Here is a 19,951-nt window from a genome sequence, read left to right as displayed (position 1 = left end):
TCTAACCGGTGGAACGTCGCGGCAGAGGGTGCCGGTGACGGCGGGACCGCAAGGGACGGCGGGGATACGGATGAGTCTGACGGGCACGGCCTTCTTCGTGCTGTGCGTCGCCCTGGTGCCGGTCGCCGTGGCGCTGACGCTGCTCGCCTGGAACAGGGTGCCGGGGCCGCCGGCCGCCCGGATCTCGGCCCGGCTGGGCATGGTGGTCCTCGGCCAGGCCGCCGCGGTGCTCGCGGTCCTGGTGTGGGTGAACAACTCCTACGGCCTGTACGAGTCGTGGAGCGACCTGATGGGGAACAACGGCCAGGTGCAGCTGGGCGCCGCACCCGGCCGCGATTCCGGCCAGGGCACCCAGGTGACGGCCGCCTCCCTGGAGCGGCTGAACTTCTCCCCGGCCAAGGGCGGCGCCCTGAAGACCACCGCCACCGGGCCGCTGTCGCACATCACCGGCACCATCGAGGTGTGGTTGCCGCCGCAATACAAGGACCCCGCCTACCGCGACACCCGCTTCCCGGTGGTGGAACTGCTGCCCGGCTACCCCGGCAGCCCCGGCGCCTGGTTCGGCGCCATGGGCGCCGGGCACGAACTGACCGCGCTCATCGAGGCGCACAAGGCCGCACCCATGATCCTGGTCGCGCCCAAGATGAACGTGCTGGGCACGGTCGACCCGGGCTGCGCCGACCTGCCGCACGGCAGCCGGACCAGCACCTGGCTGGGCGTGGACGTGCCGAACCTGATCGCCGGCAACTTCCGGGTGCTGCCCGGCCCGCACCACTGGGGCATCATGGGCTACTCGGCCGGCGCCTACTGCGCCGCCAACCTGGCGCTGCACCACCCCCGGCAGTTCCACGCGGTGGTCAGCCTGTCCGGCTACAACGCGCCCGAGTCCCGCCTGGTCACCCGCGACCCGATGCTGGCCCGCGCCAACGACCCGTATCTGGAGCTGCGCGACAGCAGGCGGCAGCCGGACGTCGTGTTCCTGATGGCGGGCAGCTACCAGGACAGCGACACGGTGTACGCGGCCAAGGCGCTGCTGTCCACGCTGCACCACCCCGGCACCAGCCGCCTGCTGACCATCGCCAGGGGCGGCCACAACACCCAGGTGTGGAAGGAGATGCTGCCGACCGCGATGGTCTGGCTCTCCCAGCAGACCGCGGGCCGCTGAGGACCGCCGACGCCGCCGGTCCGGGGCCGGGCCCGCGCCACATGCTCAGCCGCGCTGCCACCAGCGGCGCTTGCGCTCCGGGGAGAGGGTGTGGATCGCCGGCCCCAGCAGGTCGAAGGTGACCACGGTCGCCGTGCCGTCGGCTGTGCCGCCCGCCAGCACCGGGCCCAGGCAGATCAGCTTCAGGCCGTCCTCGTGCGGCAGCCCGGCGAACACCGGGGCGCCCGCGCAGCCCACCGGCAACGGCCCGGACCAGCGCACCGCGCCGGCCCCGGTACGGGTCACCGTGCCCGCCAGCAGGACCTGGGGGCGCTGCGGGTGGCGGGCGTCGGGGTCGCCGACCTCGTGGCCGAGCAGGTACGCGGGCAGGCCCGCGCCGTCCTCGTCCCCGTCCTCTTCCGCGGGCAGCGCCTCGATGTCCGGGGGCTGCGCCGCGAGCCCCGCCGTGACCTCCTGCACCGCCCAGGTCCAGCCCCTGCGCTCGCCATGGATGTGCAGGTCCACCGTGGGCATCACCGCCACCCCGGACTGCCCGACCGGCGCCCACTTGCGGGCGAACCCGGGCAGCACCAGCTCATCCGCCGGCAACTCCGGGGCGATCAGCCCCTCCCGCAGGGCGAACGCACCGATCTCGAACCGCGTCTGCGGCTCGGCGGCCACCAGGTACTGGCGGATCGTCTCCTTGCCGTCCAGCACCTCGACCAGGTCGTTGTACCAGAACGCCGTGCCGAAGCTCTTGTCCTTGCGGGCCGCCTGAAGCGGCAGGGTGGTCCGCCCGGCCACGGCCAGCACCGCGTCGGCGACCACGTTCCCCGGCTCGGCCCCCGGCCCGCGCCGTACGGGCGGCTCCTCGGCCTGGGGCTCCTGCTCCGGCGGCGTCCGCTGCTCCTCCGGCTCCGGACCGCTGCCCGCGGCGGCGGACGCCGAGGACCCCGGCGTGCCCTCGTACGAGGTCTGTGCCGGAAGCTGTACGGAAGGTCGCGCGGGGGGTTCCGCCGGGGTTTCTGCCACGTCCGGGACCCTACTACCCGGCCGTACCCGGACGGCGGGCGCCCACCGGCGCCGAGGACAGCGGGACCGCGGCGGTCAGCACGAAGCCGCCGTCGCCGGAGCGGCCGGTGGTCAGCGAGCCGCCGGCCAGCAGCAGCCGTTCGCCGAGCCCGGTCAGGCCGTTGCCGGGGCCGTGCCCGGGCTCGGGGCCGCGCCCGTCGTCCGACACGGTCAGCCGCGCCTGAGCGTCCGTCACGGTGAGCGCGACCACGCACTGCGCCGCGCCGCTGTGCCGTACGGCATTGGTCACCGCCTCCCGCAGCGCCCAGGCGAGCGCGCCCTCGCCGTCCGGGCCGAGCCCCGGCACCCGGTCGGGGACGTGGACGCGCGCGCCGATGCCGGCCGAGGACAGCGCGGTACGGGCGGTGGCGGCCTCGGCGGCCAGGGTCGGCCTGCGGTAGCCGCTGACCGCCTCCCGGACGTCCACCAGGGCCTGCCGGCTGACCTGCTCGATGTCGGCGACCTGCGCGGCCGCGTCCTGCGGCCGGTCCGGCAGCATCCGCCCGGCCAGTTCGCTCTTGAGGGTGATCAGCGACAGCGAGTGGCCCAGCAGGTCGTGCAGGTCCCGGGCCAGCCGCAGCCGCTCCTCGGTCGCCGCGAGCTCGGCCACCGTCTCCCGGGCCGTCCGCAGCTCCCGCATGGTGCGGATGAGCTGCCGCACGCCCACCATGGCGAACCCGCCGAGCAGCGTCGGGATCACCAGGCTCGGGTAGAGGTCGCCGTGCGGCGCGACCGCCGAGCCGATCCCGACCAGCGCCAGGGTCAGCCCGGGCACCGCCCACCGCGACCGCCGGGTCGGCAGCGCCGCCCCGCACGCCACCGCGTCGTACACGAACAGCACCAGCCAGCTCTCGCCGAGCGTGGCGGCCAGCAGCACGGCCAGCGCGGTGAGCCCGGCGAGCAGCCCGTACACCCAGCGCGGCGGCTCCTCGCTCTCGCTGGTGCGGAAGAAGACCAGCGCGAGGTACGCCGCCACGAAGCCGGTCAGGCCCGCCGTGGCGAGCACGGTGACCGGCACCGAGTGGTTCCCGCCGGTCAGGTCGCTGACCGGGGCGCCCAGGTAGAGCAGCCAGATGCCGATCCAGGCCAGCTTGACCAGGGCCTGCCGGCGGTTCTCCGGCGGGCGGCCGATGCCGGTGTCGTCGGCGGCCTCGATCTTCTGCCGCCAGGGCGGCCACGGCTCGCGCGCGGGATCGGTCACGGTGGGCCTCACGCCTTCCGGGTGTCCTTGCGGTACAGCCATGCCGCCGTGCCCGCGAACAGCGCCAGGTAGACCACCAGGACGGTGATGTCCTTGGCGTGCGGGGCGTCGCCGAACTCGATGGCCTGGCCGACCGCGGTGTAGGCGCGGCCGGGCAGGTAGCCGGCCAGGGTCTGCAGCCAGTGCGGGAAGGTGGTGAAGGGTACCCACAGGCCGCCGAGCATCGCCAGCACGAAGTAGCACAGCATGGAGATCGGCCGGGCCACGTCGGCGGTGGCCACGTACCCGATGGCCACGCCCAGCGCGGCGAAGACCATGCTGCCGGCCCAGACGGCCAGCGCGGTCGACACCCACTGCCAGGCGGCCAGCCGGACGTCCTTCACGGCCGCGCCCAGCACCAGCACGATCAGGATGGACGGCAGGCTGACGGTGGCCGCGGAGGCGATCTTCGCGGTGACGTAGCCGCGGCCGGGCAGCGCGGTCAGCCGCAACTGCCGCACCCAGCCCTTCTCCCGCTCCCGCGCGATCCGCTCGGCGTTGCCCATGAGCACCGCGGTCATCGCGCCGAACGCGGCCATGGCGACCATGTAGTACGCCACCACCGTCAGGTTCAGCCCGTCCATCTTCTTGGTCCTGTCCGCGCCGGCGGTGATGATCAGGAAGAGCAGGCCCGGGTAGAGCACCGAGAAGAACATGAACCTGCGGTTGCGCAGGGTGCGGAGGATCTCCAGCTCGACCAGGGTCTTCATCGGTTGCCGGGCTCCTCGGCGGTGGCGGTGACAGCGGTGGCGGTGGTTGTGGCGGCGGGCGTGGCGGTGTCCGCCGCGGCTTCGGTGATGGCCAGGAACGCCTGCTCCAGGCCGAGCCCGGAGACCTCCAGGTTGCGCGGGTACAGGCCCAGTGCGTAGACGGCGTGCATGGTGGCGTCCGCGTCGTCGGAGCGGATCCGGACGGTGGGACCGGTGATGTCCAGGCCGACCACGCGGGGCAGGCCGCGCAGCGCCGCCTCGTCGATCCGGCCGTCCCGGTCGGCGTCGAGGTCGAAGGTGATCCGGCGGGCGCCGGCCCGGGCCTTGATCTCGGCGGCGGTGCCGTCGGCGATCAGGGCACCGCGGTGCAGCACCAGCACCCGGTCGGCGATCGCGTCGGCTTCTTCCAGGTAGTGCGTGGCGAACAGTACGGTCCTGCCCTGTTCGACCTGGCCGCGCATGGTCGCCCAGAACGCCTGCCGCGCGGTCACGTCCATGCCCACGGTCGGCTCGTCCAGCACGATCAGGTCGTTGGCGCCCGCGGTGGCCATCGCGAACCGCACCCGCTGCTCCTGGCCGCCCGACAGCTTGTTGACCTTGCGGTCGCCGATCCCGTCGATCCCGGCGTCCTTGAGCACCCGGTCCACCGGGTACGCGCGCGGGTGCAGATCGCAGGCCAGGCCCACCAGCTCCCGTACGGTGACGTCCTCCATCAGGCCGCCGGACTGGAGCATCGCCCCCACCCGGCCGGCCGCGATGGCTTTCGCCGGGGTCGTACCGAAGACGGCCACCGACCCGCTGTCCGGATTGCGCAGGCCCAGCAGCAGGTCCAGCGCGGTGGACTTGCCCGCCCCGTTCGGCCCGAGCAGCGCCACCGTCTCCCCGGCCCGCAGCTCCAGATCCAGCCCCGCCACCGCGCGCACCGCGCCGAAGTTCTTGTTCACCGCGCGGAAGGAGACGACAGGCGCTCCCCGGTCCGCGCTTCCCCCGCCGTGCCCGGCGGTCACTGCAGATGTTGCGGTCATGGCATCAGCGTCACGGATGCGGTTCCTTTCGGGCAGTGCCCGCACTCGTGTCTTCGGCATGACAGATGTCACGGGGGCGCGCGTACGCCGGATGCGCCGGGCGCGTGTCCCCGGGGCGCCGATCGTCGTTGACAGGTCATGAACACTCCTCCTGTGCAAATGCCCATTCCTGTCGCCGCGGCGCTGGAAGCCGCCGACGCGGGGAACGTCGAGGATTTCCTGGCCGCCTTCGCCGAGGACGCGGCGGTCGACGACTGGGGGCGGGAGTTCCGCGGCCGGGACGCGATCCGGGCGTGGAGCGACGCGGAGTTCATCGGCAAGGAGGTGAGCCTGCGGGTCACGGGCGTGCGGAGCGAGGGGGGCACCACGACGGTGAGCGCTCAGGTGGGCGGCAAGGGGTTCAACGGGCCCTCGGACTTCACGTTCACCGTGGCCGGCGAGCATGTGACGCTGATGCGGATCACGGGCTGACGGCGGGTGCGGGGTGGGGGCCGGGCGGGGCGTACGGCGGGGCGTACGCCCAGGTGGGTGGCGGGCAGCGAACGCTCTGCAACGGTCCACGTACGCACCGGCGCCTTTCCGTGCCGCCCGGCCTAGCATCGACAAATGACTCGCAGCAGCAGGACCCCACGCCCGCTGACCGTCGACGACGAGACCTTTCTGTGGACGCTGCGGCACGACCACCGTGCCGCGGCCGGGGGGAAGGGCTACGAGGACTGCCGTGAAGTGCTGACGATTCGGCGTACGGGTGCGCTGGGCCGGCTGCTGATCACCTTCGCCCACGGCCCGGGCCATCTGGTACCGGACGCGCACGCCCCGTCGGGCGCGGTCGGCACTCCCGAGGGCACCTGGCTGAACCTGCACGAACCCGGTACGGTGCGGGCCCTGCTGGAGGCCGCGCACGATCTGGGGCTGGGCGCGGACAGTGCGGCCGTCTACGAGGTGGACGGCTGGACGCTCTTCGCCTCCGCGGCCGCGCGGTGTGCCCGTACGCCGGAGGACGGCGGCCCCTGATGTGGAGAAACGTTCCGGCCCGTTTCCGGCGGTAGTCTGCCCGGGTGATCCGTGTGCTCCTCGCCGACGACCAGTCCATGGTGCGTGAGGCCCTGGCCACGCTGCTGGGGCTGGAGGACGACATCGAGGTGGTCGCCCAGGTGGCGCGCGGGGACGAGGTGGTGGCCGCGGTCCGCGAGCACGCGCCGGACGTGGCCCTGCTCGACATCGAGATGCCCGGGATGACCGGGATCGAGGCCGCGGCGCACCTGCGTACGGCCTGCCCCGAGGTGAAGGTCGTCATCGTCACCACCTTCGGCCGGCCCGGCTACCTGCGCCGGGCCATGGAGTCCGGGGCGGAGGCCTTCCTGGTCAAGGACGCGCCGGCCGCCCAGCTCGCCGAAGCGGTCCGCCAGGTCCTCCAGGGCCACCGCGTCATCGACCCCACCCTGGCCGCAGCCGCTCTGGCCGAAGGGCCCGACCCCCTCACCCCCCGCGAACGCGAAGTCCTCAACGCCGCGGCCGACGGCTCCGTCAACGCGGACATCGCCCGCCGCCTTCGCCTCTCCGAGGGCACGGTTCGCAATTACCTCTCCACCGCGATCCAGAAGACCGGTGCGCGTAATCGCACCGAGGCGGTGCGGATAGCCCGCGAAAAGGGCTGGCTCTGAACGGGGGTACCCCCCGTACTCCCCGCACCGCTCCTCGGGCTCGTCCCGCAGCCCTTCGCTCGGCCTGCGGCCCTGCGTTGCCGGTTCGCCCGGGTGCGCCCGGTCGGCCTTGCGGCCGGTTCGGCACCGGCGGTCTCCGCCGTTGTGGTTGCGCGCCGTTGCGCCGGGGCGTGGGGGCCGTCTGCGCGGGCCCCCGCGACCCCGCGCGGCTTCACCGGGCTCGGCCTGGGGCCCCGCGTTGCTGGTTCGCCCGGGTGCGCCCGGTCGGCCTTGCGGCCGGTTCGGCACCGGCGGTCTCCGCCGTCGTGGTTGCGCGCCGTTGCGCCGGGATGTGGGGGCCGTCTGCGCGGCCCCCGCACCCCCGCAACCCCCGCACTCCCTGCACCCCCGCACTCCCTGCACCCCCCGCGCTTAGCGGCTCGCCCTGTGCGCGGCTCGCGTTCGGATCGAGGGCCGCTGCGGCGCCCGGCCGCACCCCGTTCGACCGCCGCCAGGAATCAGTTGAGCATGGCCCGGGCCGCGCGGGCCTGGCCGCGGATGGTGGTGGCTGTTTCGGGGTCGAAGGCGCCGATCACTTCGGCGTATTCGTCCATCGCGGCGGCGCCGCCGAGGAAGTCGCCCATTTTGACGAGGAGGTGGGCGCGTTCGAGGCGGAGGCGGGCGGGGTGGCGGGGGAGGAGGAGGGTGAGGTCGATGGCCCAGAGTTCGACGGAGCGGCGTTCGGAGCGGGGGGCGGCCCAGGAGCGGATGTTGGTCAGGACGCGGCGGATGATGTCGAGGGGGTCGGCGGGGACCAGGGCGTCGGGGGTCAGGGGGGCGCCGGTGGTGGAGGTGACCAGGAGTTCCGCGTCGGTGTCGGAGAGGACGCGGCCGCCGTCGAAGGGGTCGGCCAGCACACAGGGGCCGCCGGGATCGCCGAAGCCGACCACGAAGTGCCCGGGCAGGGCGACGCCGTGCACGGGCGCGCCGGCCCGCCGGGCGACCTCCATCCACACCACCGACAGCAGGATGGGCAGCCCGCGCCGGCGCCGTACGACCTCCTGGAGCAGGGAGGACGACAGGTGCCGGTAGTCGGCGGGGAAGCCGTGGAAGCCGCAGCGCTCACCGAGCACCTGGCGCAGCGCGGTCGCCCACTCCAGCGGCGTGGACAGCCCGTACGGCAGCAGGCCGGCCAGCCGGTCCAGCTCGATCTGGGCCAGGTCGGCGGGGGCGCCGTCCAGCGCAGGGTCGGCCTGCGCGCCGATCAGCAGGCACAGCTCCGCCAGGTCGGGCCGCTCCTCGCGGGCGGCGGCGGCGAACCGTTCACGTACGTCAGGGGTCATGGGTGCCAGGTCGGTCCGGCGGTTGTCGGCCGCAGGTAGTGGTAACGGTGGTGGTCGATGAAGCCCAGCCGGTCCCACAGGGCGCGGGCCGCGGAGTTTCCGGTCTCGACCTGAAGGTACGCCGCCGTGGCCCCCTCCTCGTACGCCTGCCGGGCCAGCGCCCCGACGACCGCGGTGGCCAGGCCGCGCCGCCGCGCCCCCGGCTCGACCTCGACCGCGCCGAACAGCGCCCACTGCCCGTCGACCACCGCGCGGCCTATCGCACCGGGCGCCGTGGCGAACCACACCGACGGCCCGCCGGACACCACCGTCAGCGCCGCGTCGGCCAGTTCCCCCGTACGGTGATACGCCGCCAGCCACGCGGCCCCCGGTGTCCGCGACAGGCTCACCTCCTGCGCACCCACGGCGGTCTGCTGCAGCAGCGGGGCCAGCGGCGCGGTCCGCACCACCGTGTCGCCCTCGCGCTCCCAGCCCAGGGCGGCGACCTGCGCGGCGTACCGCGAGGAATCCGGCACCTGGAGGCACGGCGCCAGGCCACGCTCCCCGTACCACCGCACGACGCGGGGCAGTGCGTCCGGCAGCGGCAGCCCGGGGTCGCCGGCCACCAGCGCCGAGTTCGCCCGCCGGGTGAAGCCGCCGGAGGCCCGCAGCGTCCACGCGCCGAGCCGGTCCGTCTCGGTGGCCGGCCAGGCGCGCGAGGCGATCTCCTCGAGCTCCTCGTCGCTCACCGCGGGCACCCGCAGCCCGGCCCGGGGACGGGCCGGCGGCACCACTTTCCCCGACACCAGTGACGCCTCTTCGATCCGCACCGTCTCGCCGCTCCGCCGTGTGACCGACACCACTCCAGCATCCCAGGATGCGAGAACACCGACCGTATCGGTGAACGTAGGATGCCCGTCGGTGATCCCGATCACCTGCCGTACCGACACGCGTTTACCCACGTCAGCGGGGGTGATGCGGATCTCGAACCGGGCTCCGGCCGAGAATTCCCCTGGCATGCCTGCCCCTCCTGTTCGGATCGTGCCCAGGAACGGAGATACTAGGGGCGGGCATCGACGACGCCGCGCTCCCGCGCGTGATGAGCCCTATCGAGGAGGAACGACAGCGTGACCTACGTCATCGCGCAGCCTTGTGTAGACGTAAAGGACAAGGCGTGCATCGAAGAGTGCCCGGTCGACTGCATCTACGAGGGCTCCCGGTCCTTGTACATCCACCCGGACGAGTGTGTCGACTGCGGCGCGTGTGAGCCGGTCTGCCCGGTCGAGGCCATCTTCTACGAGGACGACACCCCGGAGGAGTGGAAGGACTACTACAAGGCGAACGTCGAGTTCTTCGACGAGCTCGGTTCGCCCGGCGGCGCCTCCAAGCTCGGCCTCATCGAGCGGGACCACCCCATGATCGCAGCGCTGCCCCCGCAGAACCAGGACCACTGAGTCCCGTTCCCGCGGGCGGCCGGAGCTCCGCCGGGCCCCGTACGGCACCGCGCCGTGCGGGGCCGCGGCGTATCCGAACCCCCAGGAACGACCCGCACCACCCGCACGACAAGCACGACGACGAACGAGAGTGAGCCCGTGAGCATCTCCGCCCGCCTCCCGGTGTTCCCCTGGGACCGCCTGGAGCCGTACAAGGCCACGGCCGCCGCGCACCCGGACGGCGTGGTCGACCTGTCGGTGGGCACCCCGGTGGACCCCGTCCCCGACGTGGTCCGGCAGGCGCTGGCCGCCGCCTCCGACAGCCCCGGCTACCCGCTCACCTACGGGACGCGCGCGCTGCGCGAGGCCGCCGCCGGATACCTGCGGCAGTGGCACGGAGTGGCGGGCGCGGACCCGGCGCACGTGCTGCCGCTGATCGGCTCCAAGGAACTGGTCGGCTGGCTGCCCACCCTGCTCGACCTGCGCGAGGGCGACCAGGTCGCCCTGCCGCGGCTGGCCTACCCGACGTACGAGATCGGCGCGCTGCTGGCCCGCGCGGAGCCGGTCACGTACGACGACCCGGTCGCCGATCTGGACCCGGCGCGCGTGAAGCTGCTGTGGCTCAACAGCCCCTCCAATCCGACCGGCCGGGTGCTGACCGCCGCCGAGCTGCGCCGGACCGTGAGCTGGGCGCGGGAGCACGGGATCCTGGTGGCCAGCGACGAGTGCTACATCGAGCTGGGCTGGGAGGGCACCGAGCCGGTCTCGGTGCTGCACCCCGACGTGTGCGGTGACAGCCACGAGGGCCTGCTCGCCGTCCACTCGCTGTCCAAGCGGTCCAACTTCGCCGGCTACCGCGGCTCCTTCCTGGCCGGCGACCCGGCGGCCGTCCGCGAACTGCTCGAGGTGCGCAAGCACGCGGGCATGATCGTGCCGCAGCCGGTCCAGGCCGCGATGACCGCCGCGCTCGGCGACCGCGCGCACGCGGTGGAGCAGAAGGAGCGCTACGGGCGCCGCCGTACCGCCCTGCGGGCCGCTTTCGAGTCCGCCGGCTTCCGTATCGAGCACAGCGAGGCCGGCCTCTACCTGTGGGCGACCCGCGCCGAGAAGTGCTGGGACACCGTGGGCGACCTGGCCGGGCGGGGCATCGTCGTTGCCCCCGGCGAGTTCTACGGCGCCGCCGGCGAGTCCTTCGTCCGGATCGCCCTCACGGCCACGGACGAGCGGGTCGAGGCGGCGGTGCGCAGGCTGGCGCGCTGAAGCCGGCGCAAGCGCGAAGGGGCTGGGCGTTCACGGGGAACGCCCAGCCCCTTCGCATGCGCTTCGGTGGCGGATCAGGCCAGCGGGAGGCCCTTGAGCGGGAGCTGGCCGGCGTTGGGGAGGGAGGAGAGGGTCTCGGCGCCCGGGACGGCGCTGCCGGCGGACTCGGCGGTGCCGCCGACCAGGCGGCCCGCGGTGTCGGTGGCCTGGCCGGCCGTCCGCTGGGCGGCGGGGGCGGCGGTACGGCTGGTGGTGCCGACGATGCGCCCGGCGGCCGGGAGCGCGGTCTTCACCGCGTCCGAGCCGGTCTGCGCGGCCAGCCCGGTCGCTTTCTGCGCCGCGCCGTCCACGGTGCGGCCGACGTTCGCGCCGTCGACGTTCGTCAGCCCGCCCAGGTCCGGCTGGTGCGGGGTCGCGGCCTGCGCGGCACCGGCACCGACCAGGGGGGCGGCGGCCGCGCCGAGCAGCAGGGCGGCCTGGGCGATGCGGCGCGGGAGGGGGAGGGACATGGTGCGTGCACTCCTTGACGGGGTGGGAACCGTTCGGTCGGGCTGATTACCGCTGCAGCCGGGCGAAGGTTGCGGGCCCGATGAGTAAAGAATCAGTAATGCATCGCATTATCGGAGTCCGGCAGTTCGGGTATAAACGGACAGCTCATATGACCGCGCGGAAACGTCTCTCCCCTTGCGCGGTAAGGGGTTTGTGCTGCCGGTCCGCCCGGTGGGGTGAGGGCCGCGGACGCGTGTTGCCGCGACGGGTACGTACTTCTGACGGGTGACGACAAGAAGAGGTGCACGAATTCCGGGGTCGTGGATCCGTAAGGTCGTGAATCGTACGGTCGCGGATGGTGCGAGCGACGGCCCGCGGGCTACGGAGCGACGGTGATCCATGCCATTGCCGGCCCGCGGGTTACGGCGCCACGGTGATCCGCACCAGCGCCGGCCCGCCGCCGTCGGACTGCGCCCCGCCCTTGGCGGTCGTCGCCTTCTGCCGCTGCCAGCCCTTGCCGGACTGGGCCGCCAGCCACCGCGCGTCGCCGTAGGTCACCTGCTCGATTTTGAGGTCGTGGGCGTGGGCCACCGCCCACTGGGCGACCTCCCAGCCGCGCAGGGTGCCGTCGTCTGCCGCCGCGCCGGCCGCCGCGGCCGGGACCGCGACCGTACGCGGCGCCGGGTCCTTGCGGGGCCGTACCGCCGTGCCGAACTCGCGGGTCAGCCGGGCCGTCACCTGCGCCGGGCTGCCGGCGCCGCCGCCCGCGCTGTCCGGGGTGTCCGCGCCCGTCGTGCAGCTCAGCGCGCCGTTCGCCCGTCCGGTCAGCGCGGCCGTGAGCAGGGTCGCGTCCGCCTCGTGCTTGGCGTACGCCTGCGGATATCCGCTTCTTTGCACCCGCTGGGCCGCCACGGTCAGCGGCAGCCGCGAATACCCCTTGATTTTCACCAGGCTGTCGAAGAATTCGTTCGACGCGTAGACCGGGTCGAGGATTTGTGCCGCGGTGCCCCAGCCCTGCGAAGGCCGCTGCTGGAACAGTCCGACCGAATCCCGGTCCCCGCCGTGGAGATTGCGCAGCCGCGATTCCTGGAGCGACGTCGCCAGAGCTATCGTCAGCGCGCGTTCGGGCAGCCCCCGCGATGCCGCCACCGCCGCGATCGTCGCCGCGTTGCCCGCCTGTTCCTGCGTCAGATCCATGGCGTTGCCCTCCGCCGTCACCGTGCAGCCGGGCCCCGCGGGGGAGTTGGCGGCGAAGTGGTACACGGTGTACCCGGCCAGGCCGAGCAGGACGAGCAGGAGGGTGGCGTTGCGGAGGGGATGGCGCTTGCGGGGGGAGGGCGAGGGCACGCATCGGAGCGTAGCGAATCCCCCGAGGTCGCGGCCCTCGTCAGCGTGTCGGTCCGGACCCCGCCCCGCGTGGCGGAACGTTTCTACCGGTAGACCGCGCCCGGCTGGGGGACGGCGGGGGCGAGCAGTTCGGGGACCGTCACGAAGGTGTAGCCCTGCCGCCGCAGGCCGTCGATGATGCCGGGCACGGCCGGCACGGTCCCCTGGTAGAGGTCGTGCAGCAGGACGATGCCGCCCCGGCTCGCGCCGCTCAGGATCCGCTGCCGGATGAGCGGCGTGTCGGTGGTGGCGTAGTCGGAGGCGGAATCGCTCCACAGCACCTGGGCCAGCCCGAGCTCCCGGCACACCTGCGCGACCTTCTGGTCGGTCCGGCCCTGCGGCGGCCGCATCAGCGTGGGCCGGATGCCGGTCAGCTTCTGCACCGCGTCGTTCAGCATGGTGAGCTGGGCCCGTATCTGCGCGGGCGTGAGCGAGGGCAGCCGGGGGTGGGTCCAGGTGTGGTTCGCCAGCACGTGCCCGTCCGCGGCCATCCGCTTCACCAGACCGGGGTACGCGTCCACGTGCCGGTGCCCGAGCAGGAAGAACGTCGCCCGCACCTTCTTCCGCTCCAGGATCCGCAGCAGCGCGGCGGTGTGGGCGCTGGGCGCGGAGTCGAAGGTGAGCGCGATGCACTTCGCCTTCCGGCAGTCCACGGAGCCCGGGGCCTTGTTGCGCTCTCCGCCCTTCCCGTTGTCGACCTTGAACGCGGCTTCCCGCGCGCCGCGCGCCGACGTGACGCCGTACGCCGCCCCGCTCCCGCTCACACCGACGGCCACGCACACGGCCACGGCCACTGCGGCGACCGATCGCCCCGCCCGCCGCTTCCTGCTGCCTGTACGGTCACCGCCGCCGGTTGCGCCCATGCCGAAACCTCCGGGCCTGGCTCCTTCTGGTGTTCACGCCCCGCAGCCCCCTACCGATGCTCCGGGGCACGCTCGACGGCCGCAACCGGAACGGACTCCGGCCAGGGGGTCGTCTCGGCCAGGAGCGCCGTACGGAGCCAGGCGTGAGTGGAGCCCGGGGTGGGGCGGTCGGGGGCGGCGGAGAGGCGGGCGGTCAGGGACCAGTAGGCGTCAAGGCGGGGCTCGGTGGTGAGCAGGCCGGCCAGGGCGCGGCGGAAGGCGGGGGTGTCGCGGGTCGCGAGGGAATCCGCGTGGGCGGCGACGAAGGAGTCCAGGGCCTCGCCGGGGTGCGGCGGGCGGCCGGCCAGCAGGTGGGGGACGGCCAGGCCGTAGGACGCGATGAGTCCTTCGTAGAGGACGGCCGGGCGGTGGCCGGAGCTCCGGCGGTGGGTGACCGGCTGGGACTTGGCGGCCTCCGGGCGTACCGCCGCGACCAGCGCGTGCAGCCGGGCGAGGGACAGCACCTGATCGGGCGTCGGGTCGGCCGGGAGGACCGGGACGGCCTGGTCGAGGACCGCCGTCACCAGGCCGGTCGGCAGCCGCGGCGGCAGCCAGCGCCGCCAGAACCGGGCCAGCGCGGCCGTACCCGGCGGATCGGGCAGCGCGCCCAGCAGGCGCAGCCGGTCGGCCCGCTCGGCCGCCGGCCCCTCGTCCAGCAGGTGCAGTGCGGCCTCGCGCCAGCGCAGCGCGGTCAGCCGGGCCCTGGTCTCCGCCAGGTGCGCCGCGATCACCTCGTCCAGCGCGTCCTCGTCGTCCAGCGCCGCCGCCACCGCCGCGACCGGCAGCCCCAGTCCCCGCAGCGAACGGATCAGCCGCAGCCGGTCCAGCGCCCCCGCCCCGTACCGCCGGTGCCCGCCCGCACTGCGCCCCGCCGCCGGCAGCAGGCCCCGGTCCGAATAGAAGCGCACGGTCTTCACGGTCACCCCGGCCCGCTCGGCCAGTTCCCCGATGCTCCACGTCCGCTCGGCGGTCACGCTTGAACCTCCCCCAACGGGAGTTCCTACCGTACCGGCGGACCCGACGCCCTGAGGAGGCTCGCATGACCGCGTACGTGCTCGTTCCCGACGTCCACACCGGCGGCTGGGTGTGGGAGCGGACCGCCGCGCTGCTCCGCGAGGCGGGCGCCGCCGCGTATCCCGTGACCCTCACCGGCATGGGCGACCCCGGCCGTCCGGCCGGCCCGGACACCACGCTCGACACCCACATCGCGGACGTGGTGCGGGCCATTGACGGGACTGGTGACCCGCAGGTCGTGCTCGTCGGCCACGGGTACGGCATTCACCCGGCCCTGGGCGCCGCCGACCTCCGCCCGGCTCGCGTCGCCCGCGTCGTCCACCTCGACGCGGGCCTGCCCAAGGACGGCGACCCCCCGCTGGCCCTGATTCCGGACCCTTCGGTGCGGGAGGCCTCCGGCGGCTCCGTTTCGGCCGGGGAGTGGGAGCGCTGGGGGAGTACGGCCGGGGTGCCGGCCGAGGATCTGGCCCGGCTCACCGAGCGCGCCGCACCCCAGCCGATGGGGACCCTGACCCAGCCGCTCCGTCGTACCGGCGCGGCCCACGACGTCCCCACCACCGGCGTCCTGTGCACCGCCGGTGGCGGCAGCATCGCCCGGGTCGAGGCGATGATCGCCATGGGCGACCCCCACCTGGCCCAGCTCACCGCTCCTGGCGTGACCTTCTTCGAACTGCCCACCGGCCACTGGCCCATGCTCTCTGCTCCCGCCGACCTCGTCCGGGTCCTGCTGTCCGCCGCCGCGGGCGAAGGGCACCGGATCACCCGGCGGCGACCCACGCACCTGCGGCCCTTCCTGCTGGACGTACCCGACCTTCCGCGCGAACGGAGGGGGCGGGTGGACCTCTACGTGCCGAATTTTCGGGGGGAGCATGTGCGGGGGAGCGGCGGGCGCCGGGCTGAGGGGGCGGACGTCTCTTCGCCGGATGACGCGCCCGACGCTGCCGGGACGTGGCCGGCGGTGGTGTTCGTGCACGGTGGGCCGGTGCCCGAGGCTGCCCGGCCCACCCCGCGTGACTGGCCTTCGCTCACCGGTTACGCCCGGCTCGTGGCGTCGTACGGTGCCGTCGGTGCGATCGTCGATCACCGGTTGCACGGCCTCGGCGACTGGGAGCGGGCCGCCGCCGACGTGGCCGAGGCGGTCGCGGCGGTACGTGCCGACCCGCGCGTCGACCCCGACCGGATCGCGCTCTGGTACTTCTCGGCCGGCGGCCTGCTCGCCGCCGACGTCCTGGCCGCGCCCCCGCCTTGGCTGCGCTGCGTTTCCGCAAGCTATCCGGTCCTGGCGCCCCTGCCCGGCTGGGGCCTCGCGGGCTCCCGCTTCCACCCGGCCGAGGCCGTCCTCGGCGCCGGCCGGCTCCCCCTCGTCCTCACCCGCGTCGGGGCGGAACGCCCCGAACTCGCCGCGACGGTGGCCCACTTCACGGCTGCCGCCCGCGCCTGCGGCGCCGCCCTCGAGATCATCGACGTCCCCGGTGCGCCGCACGGCTTCGAGACCGCCGAGCCGAGCGAATCCGCCAAGGGTGCGGTTCTTTCTGGGGTACGGACGGTGTTGGGGCACCTCGGAGTGGCGCCGTAGGGCCGCGCTGACCCGGCCGGGTTCGCCGGGGAGCGCCCGGCAGGGGCGCGGGGCTGTGTTTGCTGTGCGGCTGGCGCCGCGTGGGCGCGAGCTCCCCCAGCGCTTCGCCTGGGGGTACCCCCAGCCACCGGCCGGTGGTCCGGACGCGACAGCAACTGCCCCTTTGGGCCGGTGGCGACCCGCGCCACGGAATTGGGCTGGTCGCGCAGTTCCCCGCGCCCCTGACTACTCCCGGCGAGCCCCCGCGGCGCAGCCGCGGCCCCGGGTACTCCGGGCGGGCCGCCCCACCGTCCGGCAGCCCCGGTACTCCCGGCGAACCCCTCCACCGCCAGGTGGCCCCCGGCCATTTCGGGGCGAGCCGTCGAGGATCAGGCCGCTAGCCTGGGCGCATGCACAGCAAAGTGGCCGCACTGGATCTCGGGCAGGACGCGGTGACCCTCACCGCACACCTGGTGGACGTACCGTCGGAGAGCCGGCAGGAGAAGGCGCTCGCGGATTTGGTGGAGCAGGCACTGCGAGGGGTGCCCCATCTGCGGGTGGACCGGGACGGAGACGCGGTCGTGGCCAGGACCGCGCTGGGCCGCGCGGAGCGGGTCGTGCTGGCGGGGCACCTGGACACCGTGCCGGTGGCGGACAATCTGCCGTCGAGGCTCGACGAGGACGGGCTGCTGTGGGGGTGCGGCACGTCCGACATGAAGGCGGGCGTCGCGGTGCAGCTGAAGCTGGCCGCAGGCCTGGCCGAGCCGAACCGCGACGTCACGTACGTGTTCTACGACGCCGAGGAGATCGCCTCGGAGTTCAACGGCCTGAAGCGGCTGGCCGAGCGGCACCCGGACTGGCTGGCCGGGGATTTCGCCGTACTGATGGAGCCGACCGGGGGCCGGGTGGACGGCGGCTGCCAGGGCACGCTGCGGGTGGAGGTACGCACCACAGGGCGCCGCGCGCACTCCGCCCGGAGCTGGCTGGGGGAGAACGCGATCCACAAGGCCGCACCGATCCTGGACCGCCTCGCGGCCTACGAGCCGCGCCGCGTGGAGATCGACGGCCTGGTCTATCCCGAGGGCCTCAACGCCGTCCTCATCAACGGCGGCCACGCCACCAACGTGATCCCCGACTTCTGCACGGTCACCGTCAACTACCGCTTCTCGCCCGACCAGAGCGAGCGGCAGGCCCTGGACCGGGTCCGGGACCTCTTCGACGGCTTCGACGTGCTGGTCACCGACAGCGCACCGGGCGCCCTGCCCGGCCTGTCCCACCCGGCCGCAGCCGCCTTCGTGGCGGCGATCGGGACGGCCCCGGCCGCCAAGGAAGCCTGGACCGACGTGGCCCGCTTCGCCGCCCTCGGCATCCCCGCGGTCAACTACGGCCCCGGCGACCCCACCCTCGCCCACACCCGCGAGGAACACGTGGTGGCCGCCTCGATCCTGGAGGCCGAGACCCGGCTGCGTACCTGGCTCACCGCCTGAGACCGGCCTGAGACCGGCTCCGTACCGGCTCGTGCGCACCTCGCCACACCGAACCTGAGCAACCGAACTGGGGTGCGCACCGGTCCTCATTCCCGGCATGGTGTGATCGGATACGTCCGATCCGGATGGGGGGAAGAGGCGCGTCGTGGGGCTGACCGGTAGATGGTTCGCGATCCTGCTCGTCGCCGCCGCGATAGGGGCGGTGGCGTGTGCCGTGCTGTTCTGGTCCCGGGTCCGCGGCCCGCGTGCGATACGGCTGGCCGAGCGGGTCGGCCTGATCTTCCTCTGCCAGATCACCGCGATCTTCGTGGTGATGGTCCTGATCAACAACCAGTACGGATTCTACGCCTCCTGGGACGACCTGCTGGGCGACGCCAACACCGGCGGCAAGCCCACCCCGACGAGCACCCCGACCCCGGCCGTCCCCGACTACCGGGCGACGTTCGCCTCGTACTCCCAGGGCTTCGAGCGGGCCAGCGTCCGCGGCTGGGACTCGGGCACCAAGGGCGACGTGATCGTGTGGCTGCCGCCGCAGTACGGCAAGAAGGAGTTCGCGCACACCCGCTTCCCGGTGATCGAGGTGCTGCACGGCATACCCGGCACCCCGCACAGCTTCCTGCGCGGCATGCGGCTCGGCCAGATCATGCAGGACGAGATCACCGCCGGCCGCGCGGAACCGGCCATCCTGGTGCTGCCCACGATCACCCCGGACCGGGTCAACACCGGCTGCGCGGACGTCCCCGGCAAGAGCAAGGTCGGCACCTGGCTGGCCGACGACGTGGTCAAGACGATCGAGCGCAATTTCCGGGCCCTGCCCGCCCCTCGCGGCTGGGCCGTGATGGGCATATCGACCGGCGGCTACTGCGCGGCCCGGCTGGCGCTGGAATACCCCGACCGGTTCGCGGCCGGCGCGGCCCTGGCCCCCGACAACCCGGCCGACGGGCTGCGTAACCCGCTGTGGCTGGCCCGTAACACCCGCCCCGACACCCAGCTCCTGGTCGAGTCCAGCCTCCAGGACCCGGACAGCCCGCCGAAGTTCGCCGACTGGATCACCAGCGCGGTGCAGCCGCCGGCCACCGTCACCACGATGCGGATCAAGAACGGCGGGCACAACTGGAAAACCTGGGGCCGGATGTTCCCCGACGCCTTCACCTGGGTCAGCGGCCGGATCGAGGCCCCCCGGGCGGTTCCCTTGGCCCCGTCCGCGGCGCCTTGATGCGTACGCTGCCGGTATGACTGACGAATTCGAATCCTTCGAGCCGGGCGAGGCCCAGGAGGCCGCGGCAGCGGCGAACGCCGCCGCGGAGCGCGTGCCCTTCAGCAAGGACTGGCCCGAGCGGCACACCGGCCCCGTGGTCCGCCGGCGCGGGCAGGTGCAGGCCGGCACCACCGACCAGCGGCTGCTGGACAGCCACGGCCCGTCGGACTGGGTGCACGGCGACCCGTGGCGCGTGATGCGGATCCAGTCGGAGTTCGTCGAGGGCTTCGGCGCGCTGGCCGAGCTCGGTCCCGCGGTCAGCGTCTTCGGCTCGGCCCGCACCTCGGCCGACTCGCCCGAGTACGCGGCCGGCGTCCGCATCGGGCGCGCCCTCGCCGAGGCCGGCTTCGCCGTGATCACCGGCGGCGGCCCGGGCGCCATGGAAGCGGCCAACAAGGGCGCCCTGGAGGCCGGCGGCGTCTCGGTCGGCCTCGGCATCGAGCTGCCCTTCGAGCAGGGGCTCAACCCCTACGTCGACATCGGCGTCAACTTCCGCTACTTCTTCGTCCGCAAGACCATGTTCGTCAAGTACGCGCGCGGGTTCGTGGTCCTCCCCGGCGGCTTCGGCACGCTCGACGAACTCTTCGAGGCACTCACCCTCGTCCAGACCAAGAAGGTCACCCGTTTTCCGATCGTCCTCTTCGGCACGTCCTACTGGGGCGGCCTCGCCTCCTGGGTCCGCTCCACCCTCGTCGCCGAGGGCAAGGCTTCGCCTCTGGACCTCGAGCTCTTCCACGTCACCGATGATGTCGACGACGCGGTTGACCGGGTCACCAAGGAGAGTGCGTAGCGTTTTTTCGACGGGGGTTCGCCGGGGGTACCTGGGGGCGCGGGGAACTGCGCGAGCAACCACTGACAGCCGGCGGTCCGGATGCGACAGCAACTGCCCCTTTGGGCCGGTGGCGACCCGCGCCACGGATGACGGTTGCTCGCGCTGGGGGCACCCCTGGGGGTACCCCCGGACGGAGTCTGGGGGAGGAGTCTGGGGGACCCCGCGCCCCTGGGTCTTCCG

The 19,951-nt window shown here is 73.7% G+C and carries 20 protein-coding genes; 10 read left to right on the top strand and 10 right to left on the bottom strand.

The window, feature by feature from the left end:
• Positions 1-70: 70 nt before the first annotated feature.
• Positions 71-1,165 carry an alpha/beta hydrolase gene (locus ITX44_RS24965; RefSeq protein WP_205359606.1) on the top strand — a complete coding sequence of 365 codons (1,095 nt, stop codon included), beginning with the start codon at positions 71-73 and terminating at the stop codon, positions 1,163-1,165.
• 45 nt (positions 1,166-1,210) lie between these two features.
• On the opposite strand, the gene ITX44_RS24960 is transcribed toward ITX44_RS24965, so the two are convergent.
• The 4 genes from ITX44_RS24960 to ITX44_RS24945 are packed head-to-tail and all read right to left on the bottom strand — an operon-like array spanning position 1,211 to position 5,190.
• Entirely contained in the window at positions 1,211-2,176 is a 966-nt protein-coding gene (locus ITX44_RS24960) for a hypothetical protein (RefSeq protein ID WP_205359605.1), read from the bottom strand.
• A gap of 13 nt (positions 2,177-2,189) precedes the next feature.
• Entirely contained in the window at positions 2,190-3,428 is a 1,239-nt protein-coding gene (locus ITX44_RS24955; RefSeq protein ID WP_372440986.1) for a sensor histidine kinase, read from the bottom strand.
• Positions 3,425-4,165, bottom strand: coding sequence for an ABC transporter permease (locus tag ITX44_RS24950; RefSeq protein ID WP_205359603.1), 741 nt, complete (start codon positions 4,163-4,165; stop codon positions 3,425-3,427). The genes ITX44_RS24955 and ITX44_RS24950 overlap by 4 nt, the downstream gene beginning before the upstream one ends.
• Positions 4,162-5,190: an ABC transporter ATP-binding protein gene (locus ITX44_RS24945; RefSeq protein WP_205359602.1), complete on the bottom strand. Its 1,029-nt coding sequence runs from the start codon at positions 5,188-5,190 to the stop codon at positions 4,162-4,164. The genes ITX44_RS24950 and ITX44_RS24945 overlap by 4 nt, the downstream gene beginning before the upstream one ends.
• A gap of 159 nt (positions 5,191-5,349) precedes the next feature.
• Here ITX44_RS24945 and ITX44_RS24940 point away from each other — a divergent pair, with 159 nt between their 5' ends.
• The 3 genes from ITX44_RS24940 to ITX44_RS24930 all read left to right on the top strand — a co-directional run bounded on the left by ITX44_RS24940 (position 5,350) and on the right by ITX44_RS24930 (position 6,854).
• Positions 5,350-5,661 (top strand): nuclear transport factor 2 family protein, encoded by a 312-nt coding sequence (locus ITX44_RS24940; RefSeq protein ID WP_236061512.1) that lies wholly within the window; start codon positions 5,350-5,352, stop codon positions 5,659-5,661.
• A 135-nt stretch (positions 5,662-5,796) separates the two neighbouring features.
• Positions 5,797-6,204 (top strand): hypothetical protein, encoded by a 408-nt coding sequence (locus ITX44_RS43225; protein WP_236061511.1) that lies wholly within the window; start codon positions 5,797-5,799, stop codon positions 6,202-6,204.
• Between the two features lie 44 nt (positions 6,205-6,248).
• The gene (locus ITX44_RS24930) at positions 6,249-6,854 is read left to right on the top strand and encodes a response regulator (protein ID WP_307795471.1); all 606 of its coding nucleotides are present in this window, start codon (positions 6,249-6,251) and stop codon (positions 6,852-6,854) included.
• 497 nt (positions 6,855-7,351) lie between these two features.
• On the opposite strand, the gene ITX44_RS24925 is transcribed toward ITX44_RS24930, so the two are convergent.
• Positions 7,352-8,176: a transglutaminase family protein gene (locus tag ITX44_RS24925; protein ID WP_205359600.1), complete on the bottom strand. Its 825-nt coding sequence runs from the start codon at positions 8,174-8,176 to the stop codon at positions 7,352-7,354.
• Positions 8,173-9,174: a GNAT family N-acetyltransferase gene (locus ITX44_RS24920; protein WP_205359599.1), complete on the bottom strand. Its 1,002-nt coding sequence runs from the start codon at positions 9,172-9,174 to the stop codon at positions 8,173-8,175. The genes ITX44_RS24925 and ITX44_RS24920 overlap by 4 nt, the downstream gene beginning before the upstream one ends.
• Before the next feature lie 108 nt (positions 9,175-9,282).
• Between ITX44_RS24920 and fdxA the strand changes: the two genes are divergently transcribed.
• A complete protein-coding gene (gene fdxA, locus ITX44_RS24915; RefSeq protein ID WP_205359598.1) occupies positions 9,283-9,609 on the top strand; it encodes a ferredoxin in 327 nt (108 codons plus the stop codon).
• Between the two features lie 138 nt (positions 9,610-9,747).
• Positions 9,748-10,848, top strand: a complete 1,101-nt coding sequence (gene dapC, locus ITX44_RS24910) for a succinyldiaminopimelate transaminase (protein WP_205359597.1) — start codon at positions 9,748-9,750, stop codon at positions 10,846-10,848.
• Between the two features lie 74 nt (positions 10,849-10,922).
• Here dapC and ITX44_RS24905 read toward each other — a convergent pair whose 3' ends face one another.
• From ITX44_RS24905 to ITX44_RS24890, 4 genes are all read right to left on the bottom strand, one after another.
• The gene (locus ITX44_RS24905) at positions 10,923-11,357 is read right to left on the bottom strand and encodes an ATP-binding protein (RefSeq protein WP_205359596.1); all 435 of its coding nucleotides are present in this window, start codon (positions 11,355-11,357) and stop codon (positions 10,923-10,925) included.
• 400 nt (positions 11,358-11,757) lie between these two features.
• Entirely contained in the window at positions 11,758-12,684 is a 927-nt protein-coding gene (locus tag ITX44_RS24900; RefSeq protein ID WP_205359595.1) for a heavy metal transporter, read from the bottom strand.
• Positions 12,685-12,767: 83 nt separating this feature from the next.
• Positions 12,768-13,586, bottom strand: coding sequence for a polysaccharide deacetylase family protein (locus ITX44_RS24895; protein WP_205359594.1), 819 nt, complete (start codon positions 13,584-13,586; stop codon positions 12,768-12,770).
• Between the two features lie 50 nt (positions 13,587-13,636).
• Positions 13,637-14,599 (bottom strand): helix-turn-helix domain-containing protein, encoded by a 963-nt coding sequence (locus tag ITX44_RS24890; protein ID WP_205359593.1) that lies wholly within the window; start codon positions 14,597-14,599, stop codon positions 13,637-13,639.
• A gap of 65 nt (positions 14,600-14,664) precedes the next feature.
• Here ITX44_RS24890 and ITX44_RS24885 point away from each other — a divergent pair, with 65 nt between their 5' ends.
• The 4 genes from ITX44_RS24885 to ITX44_RS24870 all read left to right on the top strand — a co-directional run bounded on the left by ITX44_RS24885 (position 14,665) and on the right by ITX44_RS24870 (position 19,729).
• Positions 14,665-16,215 carry an alpha/beta hydrolase gene (locus tag ITX44_RS24885; protein WP_205359592.1) on the top strand — a complete coding sequence of 517 codons (1,551 nt, stop codon included), beginning with the start codon at positions 14,665-14,667 and terminating at the stop codon, positions 16,213-16,215.
• A gap of 389 nt (positions 16,216-16,604) precedes the next feature.
• On the top strand, positions 16,605-17,681 hold the full coding sequence (dapE, locus tag ITX44_RS24880; protein ID WP_205359591.1) for a succinyl-diaminopimelate desuccinylase: 1,077 nt from the start codon (positions 16,605-16,607) through the stop codon (positions 17,679-17,681).
• A 145-nt stretch (positions 17,682-17,826) separates the two neighbouring features.
• A complete protein-coding gene (locus ITX44_RS24875) occupies positions 17,827-18,897 on the top strand; it encodes an alpha/beta hydrolase (protein WP_205359590.1) in 1,071 nt (356 codons plus the stop codon).
• Between the two features lie 16 nt (positions 18,898-18,913).
• Positions 18,914-19,729, top strand: coding sequence for an LOG family protein (locus ITX44_RS24870; RefSeq protein WP_205359589.1), 816 nt, complete (start codon positions 18,914-18,916; stop codon positions 19,727-19,729).
• The last annotated feature ends 222 nt before the right edge of the window (positions 19,730-19,951 follow it).

The sequence above is a fragment of the Actinacidiphila acididurans genome, from assembly GCF_016918855.1.
GTDB lineage: Bacteria > Actinomycetota > Actinomycetes > Streptomycetales > Streptomycetaceae > Actinacidiphila > Actinacidiphila acididurans.
The sequence above is the reverse complement of the archived record's forward strand: the minus strand, read 5'-3'. Positions and strand labels throughout refer to the sequence as shown.

Bases quoted from the DNA above. Each gene is read 5' to 3' on its own strand.
- ITX44_RS24965 (WP_205359606.1), top strand. From the start codon at position 71: ATGAGTCTGACGGGCACGGCCTTCTTCGTGCTGTGCGTCGCCCTGGTG.
- ITX44_RS24950 (WP_205359603.1), bottom strand. From the start codon at position 4,165: ATGAAGACCCTGGTCGAGCTGGAGATCCTCCGCACCCTGCGCAACCGC.
- ITX44_RS24945 (WP_205359602.1), bottom strand. From the start codon at position 5,190: ATGACCGCAACATCTGCAGTGACCGCCGGGCACGGCGGGGGAAGCGCG.
- ITX44_RS24940 (WP_236061512.1), top strand. From the start codon at position 5,350: ATGCCCATTCCTGTCGCCGCGGCGCTGGAAGCCGCCGACGCGGGGAAC.
- ITX44_RS43225 (WP_236061511.1), top strand. From the start codon at position 5,797: ATGACTCGCAGCAGCAGGACCCCACGCCCGCTGACCGTCGACGACGAG.
- ITX44_RS24925 (WP_205359600.1), bottom strand. From the start codon at position 8,176: ATGACCCCTGACGTACGTGAACGGTTCGCCGCCGCCGCCCGCGAGGAG.
- ITX44_RS24920 (WP_205359599.1), bottom strand. From the start codon at position 9,174: ATGCCAGGGGAATTCTCGGCCGGAGCCCGGTTCGAGATCCGCATCACC.
- ITX44_RS24905 (WP_205359596.1), bottom strand. From the start codon at position 11,357: ATGTCCCTCCCCCTCCCGCGCCGCATCGCCCAGGCCGCCCTGCTGCTC.
- ITX44_RS24895 (WP_205359594.1), bottom strand. From the start codon at position 13,586: ATGGGCGCAACCGGCGGCGGTGACCGTACAGGCAGCAGGAAGCGGCGG.
- ITX44_RS24885 (WP_205359592.1), top strand. From the start codon at position 14,665: ATGACCGCGTACGTGCTCGTTCCCGACGTCCACACCGGCGGCTGGGTG.
- dapE (WP_205359591.1), top strand. From the start codon at position 16,605: ATGCACAGCAAAGTGGCCGCACTGGATCTCGGGCAGGACGCGGTGACC.
- ITX44_RS24870 (WP_205359589.1), top strand. From the start codon at position 18,914: ATGACTGACGAATTCGAATCCTTCGAGCCGGGCGAGGCCCAGGAGGCC.